The sequence below is a fragment of the Burkholderia sp. Tr-20355 genome (assembly GCF_017104685.1).
In the GTDB taxonomy this organism is placed as follows: Bacteria; Pseudomonadota; Gammaproteobacteria; order Burkholderiales; family Burkholderiaceae; genus Burkholderia; species Burkholderia seminalis.
On the sequence record NZ_JAAGPK010000060.1, the window covers coordinates 25,404 to 45,150 of the forward strand.

Below are 19,747 nucleotides of genomic sequence, written 5' to 3' on the forward strand. Positions count from 1 at the left end.
GTAAAAATCACGCGAAACGAAGCAATGGCCCGACGACTTCCCCCGTTGAATTCGCTGCGCGCGTTCGAAGCCGCCGCGCGGCTCGGCAGTTTCACGCTGGCCGCCGACGAGCTGTGCGTGACGCACGGCGCGATCAGCCGGCACGTGCAGCAACTGGAGGCGTGGCTCGGGCGGCCGCTGTTCGAACGCCACAACCGGCGCGTCGAGCTGACCGACGCCGGCCGTGCGTATCTCGCCGAGGTCGGCGCATCGTTGGACCGGATCGCGCTCGCCACCGCGCAACACTTCGGTCACGCGCAGCAGCGCGTGCTGCGCGTCAGCGCGCCCGCGACGTTTTCGCTACGCTGGCTCGTGCCGAAGCTGTCATCGTTCCAGGTCGCCCATCCGGCCATCGAGGTGCGGTTGTCGACGTCGAACGAGCCGATCGAGAAATTGCGCGACAAGGTCGACCTGATCGTTCGCGGCGGCCCGCAAGCCGTCGACGGTTACGTTGCCGAGGAATTCCTGTCGGAAGTTCGGCTGCCGGTGTGTGCGCCGAAGCTGCTGGAGGGACGGCCGCTGGACACGCCGGCCGATCTCGCGGGCTTCACGCTGCTGCACGCGGCCACCTATCCCGGCATGTGGCCCGAGTGGCTCGCGGCGGCCGGGCATCCGAATCTTGCACCGCGGCACTCGCTCACGCTCGAGCATTTCTACCTGACGCTGCAAGGCGCGCTCGACGGGCTGGGCGTCGCCATGGGACCGATCGCGCTCGTCGCCGACGATATCGCCGAAGGGCGGCTCGTGCAGCCGTTCAGCGAACCGGCGCTGCCGCCGTGGCGCTACTTCACGTACGTCGCGTCCGCGCGGGCAAACGACGATGCCGTGCGTGCATTCAAGGACTGGCTGAAAACGACGGGGAACGCGACCGCGCGGGACGGACGGCACTGACCGCGTCGAGGAGTCGGTCGTGCGTAACGAGAAAGGCAGGATTCCGAATCAAACAACGGAAATTCACGGAACGTGATTTCAGGCGTGCACCGCGTGATCGTGATGCACACGGCAAGGCGCGGCTCACACCGCGCCTTGCCGTCGGACGACGCTTACTGGCTTGCTGCAGCGCCGGCTTTCTTCTCCGCGTTCTGCAGGTTCTGCGGATAGTTCGGATCATTGGCCGCCGGCTTGTAACCGGCATCTTCGAGTTTCTTCAGCTCGGCGGTGTTCTTCGCACGAGCAGCCTTGCGCTCGGCCTTGCGTTTGGCCCTGGCCGCCTTGCGTGCTTCGCTCTTCGCTGCCTTCGCATCCTGTGCGGCAGGCGCGCTGGCGGCGTCGGTCTGTGCAAACGCGGGAGCTGCCGAGCCGAACAGGAAAGCGGCTGCGGTAGCAGCCAGCGCGAGTTTTCTGATCTGGATTTGCATCGCTGAACTCTCTTTTTTGATGACTATCACGGATTGAACAACCATCGAGATACCGCCCCTGTCCTGATCGGTTGTCATGTCGCGATCAGGACCTGTGCATCATAACCGTGTCGCGAAAAATGTGGCGTGAACGTGATGACGGAATCGGGATACATGTATGGGAGAAGATGGGGCTCCGCACCGGCGTCATGTGCTAGAGACCGCGACGCTTATCGCCCGGTACGGGAACGGCGACGGATTGGGCACGCACGATAGGCCGCTGTTTCACAGGTGGTGATGTCGACATGCTCATCCATGATCCCCGCAGCAGCAGTCGATCTGTGCGTCACGTTGCCATTCGACGCGGCTCGAGCGACGGTTCCTCCCATAAACGGTCACGATTCGGTTCGACGCGCCGTGATGTTGGCGGTCACCTGTGGCTTGGGTGACCTGTCGAGGTGAAGGTCGTCATTGACGGGTACGTATGACGAAAAGCCGAACACTGTGTGGTGAAGACGTCGATCGGCGTCACTTCACGCATGCGTCGAGAAAGCGCAAGCGACTGTGCTTGCGGGTACATCACACCTCGAGCTTTGCCACAGACTTTTTATTTGATCGCTTAGGTGGCCCGCCCGTTGAGCGGTATCGCGATCGACACGGTTTGCCGAACCCAGTGCGGTACCGAAAGGTGAGCCTTTCCGGGAGCCACTTGCGATTTGGCGACGGTGAGCTTCGTCATAGACCGGATCTTCACGTCGGCTCGGAACGATTTTCGGATCGGTCCTGGAGCCGGCGACCTGTGCGGAAGGTGTTCGCCATGACGATCGCTCGCGGTCGGTCGTGCGGCTTTTGGCGGCTTGCCAGAGCCACAGTGCGACGGCTCGGTTGGTCCAAAGGTAGAAAATCGGGAGGCCGCCGCGTGGACACGCAGTCCGGGACGATTGCCTCTGCGCACAGTCCACAGGCTGAATTTGTTCGAAACATGCCGGCTGGCGACCGGTAAAAAGTTGTCCACGGACGCGGGATCACGAGGACAAAAATCCACTCGCCCGCAATCCACGATGATTTCGAACTGCTGCCGGCGATTCCGAAGACGGCCACCGCGGTGGCCACGGACCTGCTCTGTCGGCCAAACGCAAGTGCGCGGGTAATCAGGAAGTGGATTCGTCGATCCCATAAACGGGAACCTGTACGCCGAATCGGAGGATTTCCTCGTGGTTTCCTCCCATAGGTTTCTACGTTTCGGCGTTTGTGAGTAGGCACTCACCCCTCCGGAAAGCCTTGTCGGGCCTGAAACCCTCGCAGGACAGGGTCCCAATCTCAGGTTCTGCACGGCTGGATCAGTCGTTCCGCGCGTTTTCCGTACCACAGACGGCTACCGTAGGTAGCGGTTTATGGGGTTCGTCTTTCTGTGGGAGCACACGTGTGTTTACATCTTTTGTAAACCACGTTTACTTCTTTAACTACTTTTAGACGGCTCACAGCCTTGTGCCACAAGGGTTTGAGCGGTGTTCGGTACCCATTTATGGGAGCACAGGTGGAAGGGTCTGGGGTTTCAGGTCTGTGGATTTGGGGAATGGGGTACCGAGTTGTGGGGATTGGGGGTTGTGGATATGGGGCGAGCGTACCCGGTTATGGGAAATCGGTCGTAAATCGCGCTGGGTAGTCGTCTATGGGGATGCTTGAGGGTAGCCTTTTATGGGGCGTTTTTCTCGATCCATGAGTCCCCCAAGGCACAGCGATTTTCTTTGGGTAGCCAGTTATGGGGTATCTCGAAGGTACCTTTTTATGGGAACCTGCTCGGGTCGATTGGCTGAAATTCACGGTGGTGTTCCGGAAACCTTTCCCATGGACTGGATCGTTGGAGCATAAAGGTTACCTGCTATGGGGGAAATGGCAGGTTGCCATTTATGGGAGCGATTTCCGCGGGCGGGATCGAAAACAATGAAATCGATGACGCTGAAAGGTACCCTCCTGTGGGAATCGATGAAGGTAGCAAGTTATGGGAGGAAAAACGTGCTGTGCTGCAGGGCACCACGAATTCCGCCGACGATCTCGATTGCGGTCGATTGTCTCCCATGGATGGTTACCTTCGTTGGGGGCAAATCTCGTGCCGGGTTTCGGTGTCCGGACACGAAAGGTAGCGGCTTTTGGGAAGCATTTTTTTCCAAAGGTAGATGGATATGGGGCTCCTTGCAAATCAAATAATCGAAATTTCCCCTTTTTTATCTGATAGTTAGACGTGATAGTGAAAGTGATACTGGAGCAATGACGTTGCTCCCGGACGAGAAAAGGTATAAAGTCTGCTATCAACAAGGTCACCTTATCCGGACATCACGATGCCGCGCAAGCCCGCAAGCAAAGGCTCAGACAAACAGGTTTCACTGTTTCAGACACCCGAGCCTCCCGACTTGCTGCGCAAGGCGGTCCAGGCGATCCATATCGCGCCCAAGTCCGGAAAGATCGGGCTGCAGCAGCGCAAGATGTTCAGCTCGCTGATCAAAAACGCACTTCGGCAGGAGGCGTTCGAGCCTGGCCGGACCAGCTTCTCGATCTCGATCGCGTCGCTTTCGCACGAAAGCGGGCTGAACAGCAACAACACGAAGTACGTGAAGGACACGGTCAACTCGCTGATCAGTACCGTCGTCAACTGGGACTACCTGGCCGCGGACCGTTCGACGGTCTGGAAAGCGTCGGGCCTGCTCGCCGGCGCGGAGCTCGAGCAATCGGTGCTGAAGTACAGTTTCTCGGACCAGATTCGCAGCGAACTGCTGAACCCCGAAATCTACGCGCTGATCGATATGCGGATCGCTCGCGAATTCCGGCGGTCGCACTCGCTCGCCCTGTGGGAAAACACGGTGCGCTACGAAGGGATCGGCATCACCGCAAAGATCCCGCTGCCGAAATTCCGTGACCTCATTCTCGGCCAGGACAAGGCGTCGCAGTCGTACAAGGAATACAAGCTGTTCAAGAGCAAGGTCCTGGTGCCGTGCATTCAGGAGGTGAACGAAGTATCGGATCACACGCTCGAGCTGATCGAACACAAGTCCGGCCGCAGCGTGGAAGCCGTGCAGTTCAAGGTGACGCGCAAGCAGAGCGCCGATACGGTGGAAGACGGCGACGTCAAGAACGAAGCGCTGGTCGAGGAAGTCGCCAAGTTCGGCATTCCGCGTTCGGAAGCGCGCCGGCTGATCACGCAATACGGCGTGCAGCGCATCAAGGCGGCGATCGCCTATACGCTCAATCGGACAACGAAGAAGAATGCGGCGCCGGTCGACAACGTGGCCGCGTATTTCCGCAAGGCGCTGACGCACGGCTATACGCTGGCAGACGGGCAGGGAACCGAGGCGGTCGCACCGGCGAAGGAATCCGCGCAGAGCAAGCAGGAGCAGATTCGCGACAAGTATCTGGCGGCGAAGGTCGAGGAAGCCGGCGCGTATTTCCGCGAACTGGAGATCGATGACCAGACCAAGCTGCTCGAACGCTACAACGAGACGGTAGTGGGCTCGAAGGACCTGACGCTGTCGCCGAAGAAGAAGGCGAGCAAGCTCGCGCAGACCAGCTTCTTCCGATGGCTGGCACTGGATACCTGGGGCGAACCGACCTCGGACGACCTGCTGGAATTCCTGCTCAAAAGCAGTCTCGCAGGCAACTGATCCAGGCCTCGCAGCCGAGCTGCATCGCGCGCCGGACTTTGCGGTCGTCCGGCTTCGCGGTGCAACGCGGATGCGAGGCCTTCTGCTTTGGGCGCGTTAGTTACTTTTGCGCGGCCGTCGCCAGCTCGGCGACGTAAGCATCGATGACGATCTTGAGCTGGTCGGCAAGCGCCTCCTGATGGGACGCGTCGACGCCCTTGAGCTGCAGATCGAGACGGCCGTCCGGGTAGGTCTTCAACTGGCCGATCGCGCGCGATTCGAGCGCGAAGTCGTGACGGACGCTGTAGCGCGTGCGGCCCGTTTTCTTGTTGCCGTCGCTCTGCGCACGCAGGAAATTCTCGAGATCGCGGACCGATTTTTTCCGGTCGATCACGGCCGTCAGCAGCCGGTCGGCCGTCGGTTCGCCCAGGCGTTCGAAAATCAGCTTCAGAAAGTACGCCGCCTGCAGGCCGACCACGTCGTTCGCGCCGGCCATCCGCTCCAGCAGCGTGTTGGGCAGTGCGTTGAGCGACAGCGTCTTGCTGATCGATGCCTTGTCCTTGCCGATCTTTTCCGCCAGCGTGTTCTGGTCGGAAAAGACCTTTTCGTCGAGGAGGCGCTTCCACGCAACCGCGTCGTCGAAGATCGTCTGGCGTTCGTGGTCGTGGTTCGCGCGATACGCGATCGTATAGAGCTGCTCGGGCGTGTGGTCCGTGCGGAACGTGGCGTTGATGGTCTCGTCGCCGTTGATGCTCGTCGCCCGCAGCCGGCGTTGCCCGTCGATCACGACGAGCTTGCCGGGAAACTCGGGAAGCCGCGTGACCTTGATCGGCTCGATCTGCCCTTCCCGTTTCAACGTCAGCGCGAGTTCGTGCAGGCTCGACTCCGAGTAGAACACGCGCGGGTTGAACGGATTCGGGATGCAGTCCTTGACCAGCACCTTCTGAGGTGCGCCAAGATCTGGCGTCCCGGCGGGCGTGACTGCGGGGGGCGTGCCAGCAGGCGTCGCCTCGGCGGCAACATTTGCAACGGCCGCGGGTTCGGGCAGCCGCGTTTCGAGGGCCGCATTTTCCTGCGCGAGTCCGCGCAACAGGCCGGCAGCGAGGTGCAGGTTGCCGGTGGGTTTCTTGTCTTTCGAAGTGTCCTTAGCCATGGGCGGCTCCGGTAGCGCGCGTCGACGCGATGTATTGGGCCATTTCCGTGACCAGCTTTTCGATTTCCGCGCGGGCCTCTTTCAGGCCCTTCAGGTATCGATTGTGGTGGTGGATCGTGGTGCCGAGCGCGAATGTCTGACGATAGACCTCGCGTTGCGCGATCTGGCTGTCGAGCAGATGCTCCCCTATTTCTTCAGCCCTTAGAATTTTTAAAATTTCTTCACGCATTTTAGTTTTTCCATTGACGCTATTCAGCATTAATGCGGAAGAAAGATTAGGGTTTCGAACGGCGCGCATCGATTCGATCATACGGATCATCGCGACGGTGCTGTACAGGTCGGCCGGCGACGGCGACAGCGGCACCAGGCAAAAGTCGGCGACTTCAAGGACGGATGCGATGCGCGGATCTTCGAGGTTGCCGGGACAGTCGACGACGATCACGTCGAAGTTCGCATCCTGCTTCTTGATCTCGCCACCAATGCCGCGGCCGGCGGGCGCCAGCGAAAGGACCGTCATCGGCAGGGTGTTCTCGCCACTCGTGACCCAGCGGACAGATGTGCCTTGAGGGTCGGCATCGATCAACGCGACTTTGTTGCCGCCGGCCTCGAACGCGGCCGCGATGTTGACGGAGATGGTTGTCTTCCCAGTCCCACCTTTTTGATTACTGACGGCGATCTTGAAAGCCATTAAATTCCTCCAAGGAGTTTTGCATAATATATGTAGTTATTGGCAAAATGTCCAGAAAAGCATTCGATGCAATGCATATCTTGACGGTCTATGTGGTTGTCACGTGACAAGTAGGCCAAATGGTCTATTTGCTATCAACAAAAATGTTCTAGTAAAAATATAACTTTCGATCGCTTCACCAATGCGATCACTAGAGCCAGGAAAAGATTTGCTCGGTTTCATGTCGACGATAAGACGCAGCGTGAAAACCGGCTGCCGCGACAGATCTCCATCTCTCGCTTTACTCGTAGCGATTTCGATTGGTTAGGATCTTGGACATCGAAGAAGCATCCAGTTGTCACGTGACAAGTCGCTGGAAATCGGTCCCGGGCATCGCGGTACATCGCCAGGAGGTTTCTGACCAGGCCCTGGTGTCGACCCTCGACTATTCCATTTCTATATCCGATATTCGGCTCTTGACCTTGCTCGACTATCTGATGAGGCGAGTTGTCACGTGACAACCAAAACTCCTGACTTGGCCGCTTGATGGATTGATCGAGAGAAGCCGCTCAGGTATCACCGTGAGCAAGCGCCTGAGGATGGCGAGTTATGGAGAGCGGCTTATCGCTCTGAACGAACCGCTGCTGACTCCCTGCTCAAACGCGCACTTGCCCTTGCATGAGTCCTTGGGACTGCCTGGAATAATATGGATCCGTTGCAGGTGTATCGAATGTCAGTGATATGTCCCCATTTATTTGGGGGGCTCTACGTGGTTTCGTTTCGTCCGCCAGTCGGCAGGGGAGGGGTGTGGTCTCGTCGAACGCCGGTGTTGCCGTCAATGCATCCCGGCGCGCATCTGCGACCGCGACACCGAGAAACCGGCTGAATAGGTGAGAATTCACGCGCCAAACGGCGCGTGACAACGCAGGCGGATCGTGTCGTGAAACATTTTCGAGAAACGGGGTATTCTTGGAAATCCTTGTCTGGCAATGGCTTGCGCCACATTCTTCATGTTGTTTCACGCAAAATGAACGAAATGGCTCGTGGAAATGGGGGCGCATGGCGTTTCCGTCTGCCGTTGCCATCGATGCACAGATGATCGATACAAAATGTATCTTTTGATACGTAATTTGTGGTTGATGAAATGCTTTTGGGTGACCCAGGCCTGCGGGCGGCGGATTCGTTGCTAGTCGTGGTCAGCTTGAGATCATGTCGACACTCTGGCCCGACGCGCAGTGCTGATATTCAACGCGAGTTGTCACGTGACAACGCGTCATGTCAGTCGCACGATTTGGTGATGCGTGGCGCCTCGAGAGAAGTCGGTAGATGGGCATATGCGCCCAAGGACCAGAATGCTGAAACAGGCACCGCGGTTGTTGGGAGGGGAAGCCCAGATACCTTCAGAAAGGGGTGAGTGACCGCGAGTCCGCCACGGGTCCGGCTATGGGTGCAGGATGCGCCTCCCGCGAGCGCGATCGTTGTCACGCGCAAGACAGCCAAGAGAGTTCCCCGGACAGATGTTGAGCAATTTGATCCTGAGTGGGCACGACGCGCGCATTCTGTCGCGCTCCCCCGATTCAACCGGCTCAATCAAATACGGGTGAAGCCGATACTGGTGTTCCGCGGATTCGGCCAAAACGGAGCACCCGCCTCTCTTCTCCCCCCATCATTGCCCGCGATCAATAACTTGCTGCGATCGACAGAACGACATCCATCCCGCCGCGCAGGTTATCGATATCTCGCCGTGGTGAATTGCCGAACAACCGGCTGTATTCCCGATTGAACTGGGTCGGGCTCGCATACCCGACCCTGAACGATGCCGATGCGGCGTCGAGTCGCTCGGACAGCATCAGCCGACGTGCCTCGTTGAGCCGAATCCATTTCTGGTACTGCAGCGGACTCATGCCCGTGAGCTGGCGGAAGTGGTGATGGAACGTCGAACTGCTCATCTGGACTTGCGCTGCGAGATCGTCGACTCGCAGCGACTCGTCATAGTGGGCACGCAACCACCGGATCGCACGTGACACGCGGTTGCCCTGGCTGCCGGCAGACGCGATCTGACGCAGACGAACGCCCTGGTCGCTCGTCAGCAGGCGATAGTAGATTTCCCGCTCGACATACGGGGCGAGAACGGGAATGGCGTTCGGGTCGTCCAGTAACGCCAGCAAGCGGTTCAGTGCATCGTACAGCGATTCGGTCATGTCGCCGACGACGAGGCCGCGGCCCACGGGGGCTTCGTCGCGATCTGGTGCGACCTGCATCATCAATTCCGTCAGGACACGGAAATCGAGCTTGAGACCGATCCCGAGAAACGGCTTCTCGTGGCTGGCCTCGATGACCTGGGTCGAACCAGGCAAATCGAGCGACGTGATCAGAAAGCGGTTGGCGTCGTAGATGTAGGCGTCGCCGCTCTGAATGACCCGCTTCGTGCCCTGAACGACAAGACCGAAGCTCGGCTCGACCATGCAGTCCATCGGCTGAGTCGGCGCTTCCCGGCGGTGGAAGCTCAGGTTCGGAATGGGCGTGGTGACGTGGTCGGCGCCTTCGGTCCACTTCGAGACACGTGCCGCGAGCGTTTGCCGCAGAGCGCACATGGGGCTGCGGCCGGCTGGTCGTTGATCTGCACCGTCGAATGAAGCGACGGCGACGTCGTCGTCTCGTTGGCCGGGGGTATATTGGACGGGTGCCGGATGCATGACTTCTCTATTCAGGTAATCGGGGGCGGGCAGGCCGCCGATATGCAGATGCTCCGGCAACGCATGCGCCATCCGGAATCGCGGCATGGCCGCATTGCCGGAAAGCGCAACGATCGGTGGAGCGGCTACTTCGTCGCCTGCGACGCGCAAAGTTGCCAGCGGCGCGATTTCGTTGCCGGCGCCGTCGCATGCTCGTCGACCGTGCGCCACCACCGCTCGCCGCGATGCGGTGCGTCGAGATCGAGGCGCTCACCGATCCTGGGCGTCGACAACTCGATGCCACGCACGAGCGCCAGCGCCGTGACCCGCTCGAACGGTTCCTGCCAGCGATGCATTGCAAGATCGAACGTGCCGTTATGGATCGGGACCAGCCAGCGTCCGCGCAAATCGATATGCGCCTGCACGGTTTCTTCCGGCTGCATGTGCACGTACGGCCATTGCGCATCATAGGCGCCTGTTTCGATCAGCGTCACGTCGAACGGTCCGAGGCGCTCGCCGATCGTCCGGAACCCGTCGAAGTAACCGGTGTCGCCGCTGAAGAACATGCGCAGGTCGTCGTCGACGATGACCCACGACGCCCACAGCGTGCTGTTGCCGTCGAACAGGCTGCGCCCGGAAAAGTGCTGCGCGGGTGTCGCCGTCAACGTCAGGCCGGCCACATCGACACTCTGCCACCAGTCGAGCTGACGAACTTTCCTTGCGTCGATGCCCCATTCGATCAGGCGGTCGCCGACGCCCAGCGTGGTCACGAACACATCGGTGGTTGCGGCAAGCGCCAGCATCGTATCGCGGTCGAGGTGATCGTAGTGATCATGCGAGAGGATCACACCGCGCAGCGGCGGGAGATCGTCAAGCGCGATCGGCGGGGCATGAAAGCGCTTGGGGCCGATGCGTCGGAACGGCGACGCACGCTCGGCGAATACGGGATCGGTCAGCCAGAATTCGCCGCGCAGCTTGAGCAGCAGCGTCGAATGGCCGAGCCGGTACAGGCTGCGATCGGGGGCGGCATCGAGCGTCGCGCGAGTCAGCGTATCGACGGGCACGGGGCCGGTGGGTACGGTGTTGCGCGGCTTGTTGACCAGCATGTTCCACGCGATCCCGAGTGTCTTGCTGAATCCTTCGACAGGACGCGGCGCGACATTGGTGAAACGCTCGCCGTTGTGCTGCGGCGACCCGCCGGACAGCGCGCGGCCCCGCCGGGCGGCGGCGAAACCCAGAATACGGTGAATCAGAACGAGAGGCGATGCCATGTCGGGGCGTCCGGAGAATAAAGTACACTAAACAGTGTAGTTTATTTTTTGGATAAGTAAACTGCCCGATGTAAAATTTTCGTATGGAAACCAGCACTCCCCCCTTGCGCCTGACCGATCGAAAGCGCGCGGCCATCGTCGATGCGGCGATCGAGGAATTTCTCGCGGCAGGCTACGACGCGACCAGCATGGATCGTATCGCTGCGCGCGCGGACGTCTCGAAGCGCACGGTCTACAACCACTTCCCGGGCAAGGAAACGCTGTTCGCGGCGATCCTGCACAAGCTGTGGGAAGCGACGCAGACCGGCAGCTCGCCGACCTATCGCGCCGACGTGCCGCTGCGCGAGCAACTGCTCGCGTTGTTGGACCGCAAGTTGCGCTTGCTGAACGATGAAGCGTTTCTCGCACTCGCGCGCGTGGCGATCGGGGCGGCGATCCATTCGCCGGATCGCGCGCGCGACATGGTCGAGCGTCTCGGCGAGCGCGAGGAAGACGTGACGGTCTGGGTGCGTGCGGCCGCGGCGGCCGGCCGCCTGTCGGTCACCGATCCGGTGTTCGCCGCGCACCAGTTGCATGGCGTCGTGAAGGCATTTGCGTTCTGGCCGCAGATCACGATGGGTCAGCCGCCGCTCACGGCGCAGGAGCAACGGAAAGTCGCGGAGTCCGCGGCCGACATGTTTCTCGCGTACTACACGCGGCCGGATGACGGCGATGCCGTGCGCGCCACACCGGACTGACCGTGCGTCGGGATGCTCTGCGCACAGCGAAGCCGGCGCACCCGAAGCCGAACGCGAGCAACTACCCATGAAGACGCTGTTGATCGTCTATCACACGATGACCGGGGGCACGCAACAGATGGCCGAAGCGGCTGCCGGCGCGGCGCGCGAGCAACCCGGCATCGACGTCAGGCTGCAGCGCGCGGATGCGACGAGCGCGGACGACGTGCTGGCCGCCGACGCATACCTGTTCGCGACGCCGGAGAATCTCGCGGCGATGTCCGGGCTGATGAAGGACTTCTTCGACCGCTGCTACTACGCGGCGCTCGATCGCGTGAACGGCCGTCCGTATGCGGCAATGATCTGCGCGGGAAGCGACGGACAGAACGCGTTGCGCCAGATCGACCGGATCGCGACCGGATGGCGGCTGAAGAACGTGGCGCCCGGGCTGATCGTCTGTACCCACGCGCAGACAACGGAGCGCATCCTCGCGGCGAAGACGATCGACGGCGACGATCTCGCACGCTGCGCGGAACTGGGTGCGGGTCTTGCCGCGGGACTCGCACTGGGCGTCTTTTGACGGCGTTGTGGTTGTGGCGATTTGCGGCGCGGGTCGTGCGGACGCACAACCGGTCGAATACCGAAACCCTAGCCGTCTTTTGCCGTTGACGAAGGCCGATGGTATTCGGGCCAAAGACGTTTCACGAGATCGCGCGAGGCGCTGTACGCGTGGCAGCTGTCGATCTTGAGCGGCTTTCCTTCGCTGTCGCGGTAGTCCAGCGACGAGCGCCGCATGCCGACCATCGTCTGATAGGCGGTGGTGGCAATCGGGCCGAGCAATTCCTTCAAGTGCGTGCACGTGTCGCAGGACGGCAGGCGCTTGCGAACCTCGCTGTTCCAGCCGGCGCCGATGCTCAGGCCGACGAGCACCTGCAGCGAGTCGCCGCCGCCCGGACACTGCGCATAGGGATGCGAGCGAATGAACGTGGATATCGCGCGAACGACCATGTCGGCGTCGAAGACGAGCGTCACGCCGAGGTCGTGGATCGGCGACAGCGCCGCGACCGTTCGCGTACCGCCCGGTGGCGTGAAATCGCTGGTCTTGCGGTCCGCGAGGCAGGCCGTCACTTCGAACAGGCCGTCGCTGCGCCGATAGCCGCGCATGTCGATGTGCCGATGGTGAATTTCCTCGCGCGTGATGCCGTCGTGCGCGATGTCGTGTCGGGGAACCATGTATCCGCTCCGTTTCGTACAACCGGTTCTTTTCGCAGGCAAAGGAGAACATCGCCGGTTGATCGGGCGTGCAGCGAAACGGACCGAGATGCGCTGCCGACGACGTCAATCCGGCCATACTACGCATTTTCCGGCATCTTCGTACACGACGAGATCGATGCGAACGCAACGAATCGAGGGGGCGTCCGGTGCGGCCGCGGGCTGTCGGACGGCCTGTCGCGTGACGTTGGCAGGACGCGCGTCACGCGGAATGCCGCACGGGAGAGGCGGGCCGCTGCCGAAGCCGGGCCGGGTTTCGGCCCGATTTCCGTGACGTCCTCGAATGGCGTGACATCCGGGAGCGTATCCATATAATGCGCAACATGACCGCGCGGACGCCTTTCCGGCCTCCGGGGGCGGGCAAATGCAGACCGGCGAGTCAACCGGCCACCGCGCGTACCGGTATACTTCCACCCCTGCCTTGTCCGGCATCGTGGCCGGGTGCCTGAAAACAGCGTGGCGTGCGCGATGCGGCCCCATAGTGTCCCGCATCGGCGGCAGACGGGCCGTCCGCACGGCGGCGAGCTTTCGAGCCGCGCGGCATGGCCGCACGAACCACACCTTATATTCCTGGTGGATTGAATTTATGGGTTTTGAACAACTTGCCGAATTGCGGGCGCAGCTCGCAGCGAAGGCCAAGCAGGAGCGCAACGCGAAGCGGCCGGCAGCACCGGCGGACACCGGCGCAAAGCCGACGTCGGGCGACCGGCCGTCCCGCGGTGCCAAACCGGGCGCTGGCGCCAAGGCCGGGGCCGGTGCGAAGGCACCGCATCGCGCGAAGCCCGCTTCGGCCAAGCCGTCGGCACCGGTCGATCCGGTCATCGTCGCGATCGGCAAACTGCAGCGGAAGTTTCCGAGCGCGTTCCCGAAGAATCCGGCCCCCAAAGTGCCGCTCAAGGTCGGCATCTGGGACGACCTGGCGCGCGAAGCTCAGGCCGTTGGCCTCACCGAGGCCGAGCTGCGCGAAGCCATGTCGACGTGGTGCCGCGGCAACCGTTACTGGTCGTGCCTCGTCGAAGACGCGGTGCGCGTCGACCTGCAGGGTAACGAAGCAGGGCGCGTCACGCATGAGGACGCGGCACGGGCACGCCGGCTGAAGTCGCGCCGTCCCGGCAAGGGCGCCGCGCAAGCGGCCAAGGGCGCACAGCAGCCGCCGAAGGCCGAGCAGCAGGCCGAGGCCGCGACTGCACCGCAGGCGGCGGATGCAGCAGAAGTTCAGACCGACGCTACGCCGCAGGTCGAGCAGCAAGTGGCCGGCAACGAGTAACGCCACCGCCGTCCGCCGCACGGCGCGTACCCGCATGCATGTCGCACGCGGCGCATGACACGACGGACTGACCTGCCTCGACGGAGGCAGGTCAGGACTGCCTCCCCCGGCGCTTGCCGGCCAGCACCTACCTATCCCGCGTCAACCAGGCAATGCAACCGGACGAGGCACGCTCGTCAATCGGGACTGCATGCTTTTCCATTTCCAGGAAAACGATTTGCATACCTTAATTTATTGGCGTCGTCGCTTGATAATTCGGTTTCCTGAAATAGCAATATCGGAATCGCCGGCCGGGACGTGAGCGATCTGGTCGGGCGCATCGCGACAGGGCGACGCGCGATAATCCCGACAGGCTCCTGATTGCACGACGCAGCTTGCATTTCGAAAGGTGCGGGAAACCCGCGCCCACGCGATCCGGAGTCGCGTCCACCGATTTTCAACGTCCATTCAAACCGGATCATGAACCCGAGACATTCCGCGATTCTGGTCGCACTCACGGCCGCCGCGCTGTTCGGCGCGGCAACACCGCTCGCCAAGGCGCTGATCGGCGCGATGTCGCCGTTCATGGTCGCCGGCCTGTTCTATCTTGGCAGCGGGGTCGGGCTCGGCATCGGGATCCTGCTGCGCAGGCTGCACAACCGCCGCGCACCGGCCGCGGATGCCGCGCCGCTGCAGCGCGCCGACCTGCCGTGGCTGGCCGGTGCGATCGTGGCGGGCGGTGTGGCCGGCCCGGCGTTGCTGATGCTCGGGCTGTCGAGCACGCCGGCGGCGACCAGTGCGCTGCTGCTCAATCTCGAAGGCGTACTGACGGCCGTCATCGCATGGGTCGTGTTTCGCGAGAACGTGGATACGCAGGTGTTTCTCGGCATGGTCGCGATCGTCGCCGGCGGCACGCTGCTGTCGTGGGTGCCGGGTCGGGCCGGCGTGCCGGTCGGTGCGTTGCTGATCGTCGGCGCCTGCCTGTGCTGGGCGATCGACAACAACCTGACCCGCAAGGTCGCCGCGAACGACGCGATGGTCATCGCGTGCGTCAAGGGGCTGATCGCGGGGCCCGTGAACATCGGCATTGCGCTGGCGACCGGCGCGCCGCTGCCTGCCGTACCGGTCACGGCCGCTGCGATGCTGACGGGGCTCGGCGGCTACGGGATCAGCCTGGTGTTGTTCGTCGTCGCGCTGCGCCATCTCGGCAGCGCGCGGACCGGTGCGTATTTCTCGATCGCGCCGCTGTTCGGCGTCGTGCTGTCGCTGCTGATCTGGCCTGCGCTGCCGCCGGCAACGTTCTGGGTCGCCGCCGCATTGATGGCATTCGGTATCTGGCTGCACGTGCGCGAGCGGCATGAGCACATGCACGAGCACGAGCGACTCGAGCATGCGCACCGGCACCGGCACGACGAACATCACCAGCACACGCACGATTTTGCGTACGACGGCAACGAGCCGCACTCGCATTCGCACGTGCATTTACCGATCACGCACAGTCACGCGCACTTTCCGGACATTCATCACCGGCATCGACATTGACCGCGGTCATGGACGGCGGACAACATGCGCCGCCAGGTGACCGTTTATGGGATGCGTGTCGCGCACTGGTTCATGACGTCGATGACGCAAGTGGACAGGCTGGTCGACGCGATGGCTATCGCGCGCGAGGAAAGCAGAAACCGAAATCTTCGCAGCCCGGGCACCCCGGTGCGGGGCCCGGCGGCGCGCCGAGCGAGGCCGCCACTTCCAGTGCGAGGAATTTCTTCCAGCGCAGGTGGGTGACGTTGCGCGCGGCCAGCGCGGGGAAATAACGATCGAGCATCGCGGATACCGCGTCGCGCCCGTCGAGCCCGAGATCGCGCCAGAGATGGTCGGGGCGCAGGCACGCATGCGCGATGATCGACGCGAGGCAGTCGGCATCGTCGCGGGCGACGCCGGGATTCGCGTCGTCCATCAGCCGCGAGCGCAGCGTCGCGACGAACGCAGAATGGTTGGCTGGTAACACTGCCAACGTGACCATTGGCATCAGTGCGGCGACGGGCGCCAGATACGGAAACTGCCGGGCGAGCAAGCCGGCGAACTGGTCGGGGGACAGCCCCAGCAGCGAGAGTTCGTTACGGCACGCGCGAGCCGCGATGAGCACGCCGAACAGCCGTGCGTCGGGCGTGTCGGCATGCGCGGCCGCCGATCGGAGCGCGTGCAGCGCGCTTTCCCGCGCGGGATCGAGCGCGGCTGTCATCGCATGCCGCCGGATGGCAGCCGGGCCGCGCGAACGCGCGGCACTGGGCGGTTCTCCGTCGCGACCGTCACGCGCTCACTCGACGCCGACGATCACGCTCGATGCCTTGAAGATCGCGGATGCGGCCGAGCCGCTCGCGAGGCCGAGGCGATCGACGCTGTCATTGGTGACGATCGCGACGATTTCGGCGCCGCCCGCGGCCTTGATCACGACTTCCGAATTGACCGCACCCTTCGTGACCGTCGCGACGGTGCCCGCGACGCAGTTACGCGCCGATACCTTGCTGCTGTCGACGTCGACCATCACGATGACCGACGATGCCTTGACGAGCGCGAACGCCTTCGTGCCCGCCGCGAGGCCCAGCGAAGCCGCGCTGCCGTGGGTGATCACGGCGACGATGTCGAGGCCGTCCTGCGTGTGCAGCGTGATTTCGTCGTTGACGGCACCGGGCTTGACGGCGCCGACCTGGCCAGCGAAATGGTTGCGGGCACTGGTTCGCATGATGACGCTCCGAATGAAGGCGGCTGCCGGATCGGCAGCCGCGGATGAATGGAAATGCATCGCCCAGTCTACCGTCAACGCAGGGACGCGTCGCCATCCGGATGCTATGGCGCGAATCAGTAAAACCTGCCACCGCAGTGCGTTTTGCCGCACCGGGGTGATGTATTGAAGGCGATGACGCTACCGTGGCGACTCGCCGTCCTTGATCGTTGCGGCGGCACGCGCGGCGGCGGGGGCGCTGCCGCGCGCGGCCGCCGTACCGTCGCCGTCCCACCCGCCGCCCAGCGCGAGGAAGAGCCGCACCTGATCGGCCGCGACCTGGCCTTCGGCCGCCGCAACCTGCGCCTTCACGCTCGTCAGCGTGCGCGTCGCGTCGAGATCGGAGAGGAACGACTCGCGGCCGGCCGCATAGAGACGATGGGTTTCGTCGGCGGAATTGCGGGCCGATTCGTACGCGGTGCGCAAGGCGTCCGTACGTTGCACGTCGGCCGCATAGGTCGCGAGGCTCGACTGTGTTTCGCGCAGCGCGTTCAGCACGACGCCGTCGAAATGCGCGAGCGCGCCGCCCGTCGACGCCTCGGCTTCGCGCACGCGGGCGCGCTGGCCGTTGACTGGGAACGACCAGCTGATCAGCGGGCCGAACGACCAGCGATTCGTGGTGGACGAGAACAGGTCGGCGGCGACGCCGACCGAGCCGGCCGACGCACCGATGCTGATCGACGGATACAGCGCCGCGGTCGCGACGCCGATCCGCGCGGTCGCGGCGGCGAGCTGCCGCTCGGCTTCGCGTACGTCGGGGCGGCGGCGCAGCAGCGCGGCACCGTCGCCGATCGGAATCGGCTGACGCAGCTTCGGCAGCCGTTCGCATTCGACGACGGCCTTCGGCAGGTCGGCCGGCGCGCGCGCGAGCAGTGCGGCGAGCTGGTATTGCGCGACCTTGCGGCGCCCTTCGAAGCGCGGGATGTCGGCCGCGAGCGTGCGCACCTGCGTCACGCCGCGCGTCACGTCGGTCTGGTTGCCGCGCCCGGCATCGCGCAGCCGCTGCGACAGCGCGACGCGCTGCTTCTGCAGCGCGAGCGACTGCCTCGCGATCGCCAGCTCGTCGCCGGCCGAGCACGATTCGACATATGCGCGCACGACGTCGGCGACGACGGTGATGCGCGCCAGGTCGCCGGCCGCCTTGACGGCCTCGCTGTCCGCGCGTGCGGCTTCGACGCCGCGCCGCAGCTTGCCGAACAGGTCGAGCTCGTACGACACGTTGATGCCGACCGCGCCTTCGTTGACGACCGGCAGCTTGTTCTCGAGCAGGTATTGCTCGGCCGATTCCTGCGCGCGCTGCACCGCGGCTTCGGCGCCGCCCGAGAAGCCGCCCTGCTGGCTCGCGACTTCCAGCGCCGCGCGCGACCGCGCGAGGTTGGCCGCGGCGACGCGCAGGTCGGTGTTCGACTTCAGCGCATCGCGCACCAGTGCGTCGAGCACGGGATCGTCGTACAGCTGCCACCAGTTGCCGGGCACCGCGTCGCGCGACACGAGCGTTCCGTTCGCGTCGTCGAGCGCATGGTTCGCGAGCGGCGCATTCACGTACGCCTGCTGCGGCAGCGTGTAATCGGGGCCGACGGATTTGCATGCGCCGAGTGCGAGCGCAAGCGGCGCGAGTGCGGCCGCGACGCGCAGACCGTGCCGGTTCATTGCGATGCTCCCGCCGCGCTGGCGGCGGCCCCGGACGCCGCGGTGACCGGTGCCGGGGCCGAGCCGGCACCGGCAGCCGGTTTTGTGTTGTCGTTTCGGCGCGTGTCGGCGTCGCGCATCGACACGGTCGCGGTACGGCCGGCGATCATCCGGAAATCGTCGGGCACTTCGTCGAGTACGACGCGCACCGGCACGCGCTGTGCGAGCCGCACCCAGCTGAACGCCGGGTTCACGTTCGGCAGCAGGTTCGCGCCCTGCGTGCGGTCGCGATCCTCGATCGCGGCGACGATGCTCTGCACGTGGCCGCGCAGCGCATGCGGCTCGCCCATCACGATGATGTCGACCGGCTGGCCGATATGGATGCCGCGCAGCTTGGTTTCCTCGAAGTAGCCGTCGACACGGAACGAATGGCGGTCCACGACCGACAGGACCGCGCGGCCGGCCGGCACGTATTCGCCGACACGCGGCGCGCGATCGTTCAGGTAGCCGTCCACGGGACTCACGATCGTCGTGCGCTGCAGGTTCAGCTTCGCGGTGTCGAGCGATACCTGTGCGTCGGCGACGCTGGCTTCGCCTTGTTCGACGCGCGTGCGGCTTTCCTCGACCTGCTCGCTCGCGACCAGGTTGCCGAGCTGCAGGTTGCGCGCGTATTCGCGCTTCGCCTGGGCCAGTGTCGCGCGGCGCTGCGCGAGCGTCGCTTCAGCGAGCCGTTCCGCGAGCGTGTAGCGCGCCTGGTCGATCACGAACAGCACCTGGCCGCGCTTGACCTCCTGGTTGTCGGCGACCTGCACCGACGTGATGAGGCCCGCCACGTCCGGCGCGACCTGGATCACGTCGGCGCGCACGTGCCCGTCGCGTGTCCACGGCGAGAACATGTAGTAGTTGATGATCCGCCACAGCACGAGGCCGGCCACGACGACGACGATCAGGGTGAGCAGGATTTGCCCTGCCGAGAGCCAGGTTTTTTTCACGTTAGGAAGCCACGAGATGGTGGGAAGCGATGACGACGGCGGCAAGCACGAACACGTAGATGCCGAGGTCGAAGATCGAACGGTGCCAGACGAGGCGGTAGAAGCCGACGCGCTCGAGCACGGCGCGCACGACGATGTTGATCAGGTAGGCGATCAGCATCAGCACGAGCGGGGCCGGCACGAATACGCCGAAGATGTCGATTTCGCCGATCATGGTCGCGGTCGGAAGGACGGGTTGGAAAGCCGGATCATGCGCGTGCTCCGTCCGAGGCCCGAGGCGCCTGGCCGGCAGCGGCCGGATACAGCGACAGACGCAGCCCGACGAGCGCGTGC

The 19,747-nt window shown here is 63.4% G+C and carries 17 protein-coding genes; 6 read left to right on the top strand and 11 right to left on the bottom strand.

The annotated features are described in order from the left end of the window. Window positions 1-24: 24 nt before the first annotated feature. The gene (gene gcvA / locus G3N62_RS17430) at window positions 25-930 is read left to right on the top strand and encodes a transcriptional regulator GcvA (protein ID WP_124671243.1); all 906 of its coding nucleotides are present in this window, start codon (window positions 25-27) and stop codon (window positions 928-930) included. A gap of 152 nt (window positions 931-1,082) precedes the next feature. Here gcvA and G3N62_RS17435 read toward each other — a convergent pair whose 3' ends face one another. Further along, window positions 1,083-1,397 carry a DUF4148 domain-containing protein gene (locus G3N62_RS17435; RefSeq protein ID WP_124610123.1) on the bottom strand — a complete coding sequence of 105 codons (315 nt, stop codon included), beginning with the start codon at window positions 1,395-1,397 and terminating at the stop codon, window positions 1,083-1,085. A gap of 2,318 nt (window positions 1,398-3,715) precedes the next feature. On the opposite strand from G3N62_RS17435, the gene G3N62_RS17440 reads away from it, so the two are divergent. Beyond that, window positions 3,716-5,032: a replication initiation protein gene (locus G3N62_RS17440; RefSeq protein ID WP_034191720.1), complete on the top strand. Its 1,317-nt coding sequence runs from the start codon at window positions 3,716-3,718 to the stop codon at window positions 5,030-5,032. Between the two features lie 100 nt (window positions 5,033-5,132). Here G3N62_RS17440 and G3N62_RS17445 read toward each other — a convergent pair whose 3' ends face one another. The 4 genes from G3N62_RS17445 to G3N62_RS17460 form a co-directional block, all read right to left on the bottom strand. Then, on the bottom strand, window positions 5,133-6,164 hold the full coding sequence (locus G3N62_RS17445) for a ParB/RepB/Spo0J family partition protein (RefSeq protein WP_034191721.1): 1,032 nt from the start codon (window positions 6,162-6,164) through the stop codon (window positions 5,133-5,135). Then, window positions 6,157-6,852 (bottom strand): ParA family protein, encoded by a 696-nt coding sequence (locus tag G3N62_RS17450; protein WP_031398033.1) that lies wholly within the window; start codon window positions 6,850-6,852, stop codon window positions 6,157-6,159. Before G3N62_RS17450 ends, G3N62_RS17445 begins: the two co-directional genes overlap by 8 nt. Window positions 6,853-8,510: 1,658 nt before the next feature. Beyond that, window positions 8,511-9,527: an AraC family transcriptional regulator gene (locus tag G3N62_RS17455; protein ID WP_059561952.1), complete on the bottom strand. Its 1,017-nt coding sequence runs from the start codon at window positions 9,525-9,527 to the stop codon at window positions 8,511-8,513. Between the two features lie 125 nt (window positions 9,528-9,652). Further along, window positions 9,653-10,777, bottom strand: coding sequence for an MBL fold metallo-hydrolase (locus G3N62_RS17460; protein WP_124671242.1), 1,125 nt, complete (start codon window positions 10,775-10,777; stop codon window positions 9,653-9,655). Between the two features lie 83 nt (window positions 10,778-10,860). Here G3N62_RS17460 and G3N62_RS17465 point away from each other — a divergent pair, with 83 nt between their 5' ends. After that, window positions 10,861-11,514, top strand: coding sequence for a TetR/AcrR family transcriptional regulator (locus tag G3N62_RS17465; protein ID WP_034191724.1), 654 nt, complete (start codon window positions 10,861-10,863; stop codon window positions 11,512-11,514). Window positions 11,515-11,581: 67 nt separating this feature from the next. Continuing rightward, a complete protein-coding gene (locus G3N62_RS17470) occupies window positions 11,582-12,073 on the top strand; it encodes an NAD(P)H-dependent oxidoreductase (RefSeq protein WP_034191725.1) in 492 nt (163 codons plus the stop codon). A gap of 68 nt (window positions 12,074-12,141) precedes the next feature. Here G3N62_RS17470 and G3N62_RS17475 read toward each other — a convergent pair whose 3' ends face one another. Continuing rightward, window positions 12,142-12,726: a DUF2889 domain-containing protein gene (locus G3N62_RS17475; protein WP_124671241.1), complete on the bottom strand. Its 585-nt coding sequence runs from the start codon at window positions 12,724-12,726 to the stop codon at window positions 12,142-12,144. 625 nt (window positions 12,727-13,351) lie between these two features. Between G3N62_RS17475 and G3N62_RS17480 the strand changes: the two genes are divergently transcribed. Together G3N62_RS17480 and G3N62_RS17485 are read left to right on the top strand one after the other, a co-directional pair. After that, window positions 13,352-14,032 (top strand): ProQ/FinO family protein, encoded by a 681-nt coding sequence (locus G3N62_RS17480; protein ID WP_059561929.1) that lies wholly within the window; start codon window positions 13,352-13,354, stop codon window positions 14,030-14,032. A gap of 459 nt (window positions 14,033-14,491) precedes the next feature. Next, window positions 14,492-15,553 carry a DMT family transporter gene (locus G3N62_RS17485; protein WP_034191728.1) on the top strand — a complete coding sequence of 354 codons (1,062 nt, stop codon included), beginning with the start codon at window positions 14,492-14,494 and terminating at the stop codon, window positions 15,551-15,553. 115 nt (window positions 15,554-15,668) lie between these two features. Here G3N62_RS17485 and G3N62_RS17490 read toward each other — a convergent pair whose 3' ends face one another. The 5 genes from G3N62_RS17490 to G3N62_RS17510 all read right to left on the bottom strand — a co-directional run bounded on the left by G3N62_RS17490 (window position 15,669) and on the right by G3N62_RS17510 (window position 19,628). Beyond that, window positions 15,669-16,253, bottom strand: a complete 585-nt coding sequence (locus G3N62_RS17490; RefSeq protein ID WP_124671240.1) for a nitrogen fixation protein NifQ — start codon at window positions 16,251-16,253, stop codon at window positions 15,669-15,671. A 75-nt stretch (window positions 16,254-16,328) separates the two neighbouring features. After that, window positions 16,329-16,754: a TOBE domain-containing protein gene (locus G3N62_RS17495; protein ID WP_034191730.1), complete on the bottom strand. Its 426-nt coding sequence runs from the start codon at window positions 16,752-16,754 to the stop codon at window positions 16,329-16,331. Between the two features lie 180 nt (window positions 16,755-16,934). Beyond that, window positions 16,935-18,443: an efflux transporter outer membrane subunit gene (locus tag G3N62_RS17500; protein WP_069245775.1), complete on the bottom strand. Its 1,509-nt coding sequence runs from the start codon at window positions 18,441-18,443 to the stop codon at window positions 16,935-16,937. Further along, entirely contained in the window at window positions 18,440-19,414 is a 975-nt protein-coding gene (locus tag G3N62_RS17505; RefSeq protein ID WP_059561938.1) for an HlyD family secretion protein, read from the bottom strand. Before G3N62_RS17505 ends, G3N62_RS17500 begins: the two co-directional genes overlap by 4 nt. A gap of 1 nt (window position 19,415) precedes the next feature. After that, window positions 19,416-19,628, bottom strand: coding sequence for a DUF1656 domain-containing protein (locus G3N62_RS17510; RefSeq protein WP_034191733.1), 213 nt, complete (start codon window positions 19,626-19,628; stop codon window positions 19,416-19,418). Window positions 19,629-19,747: the final 119 nt, after the last annotated feature.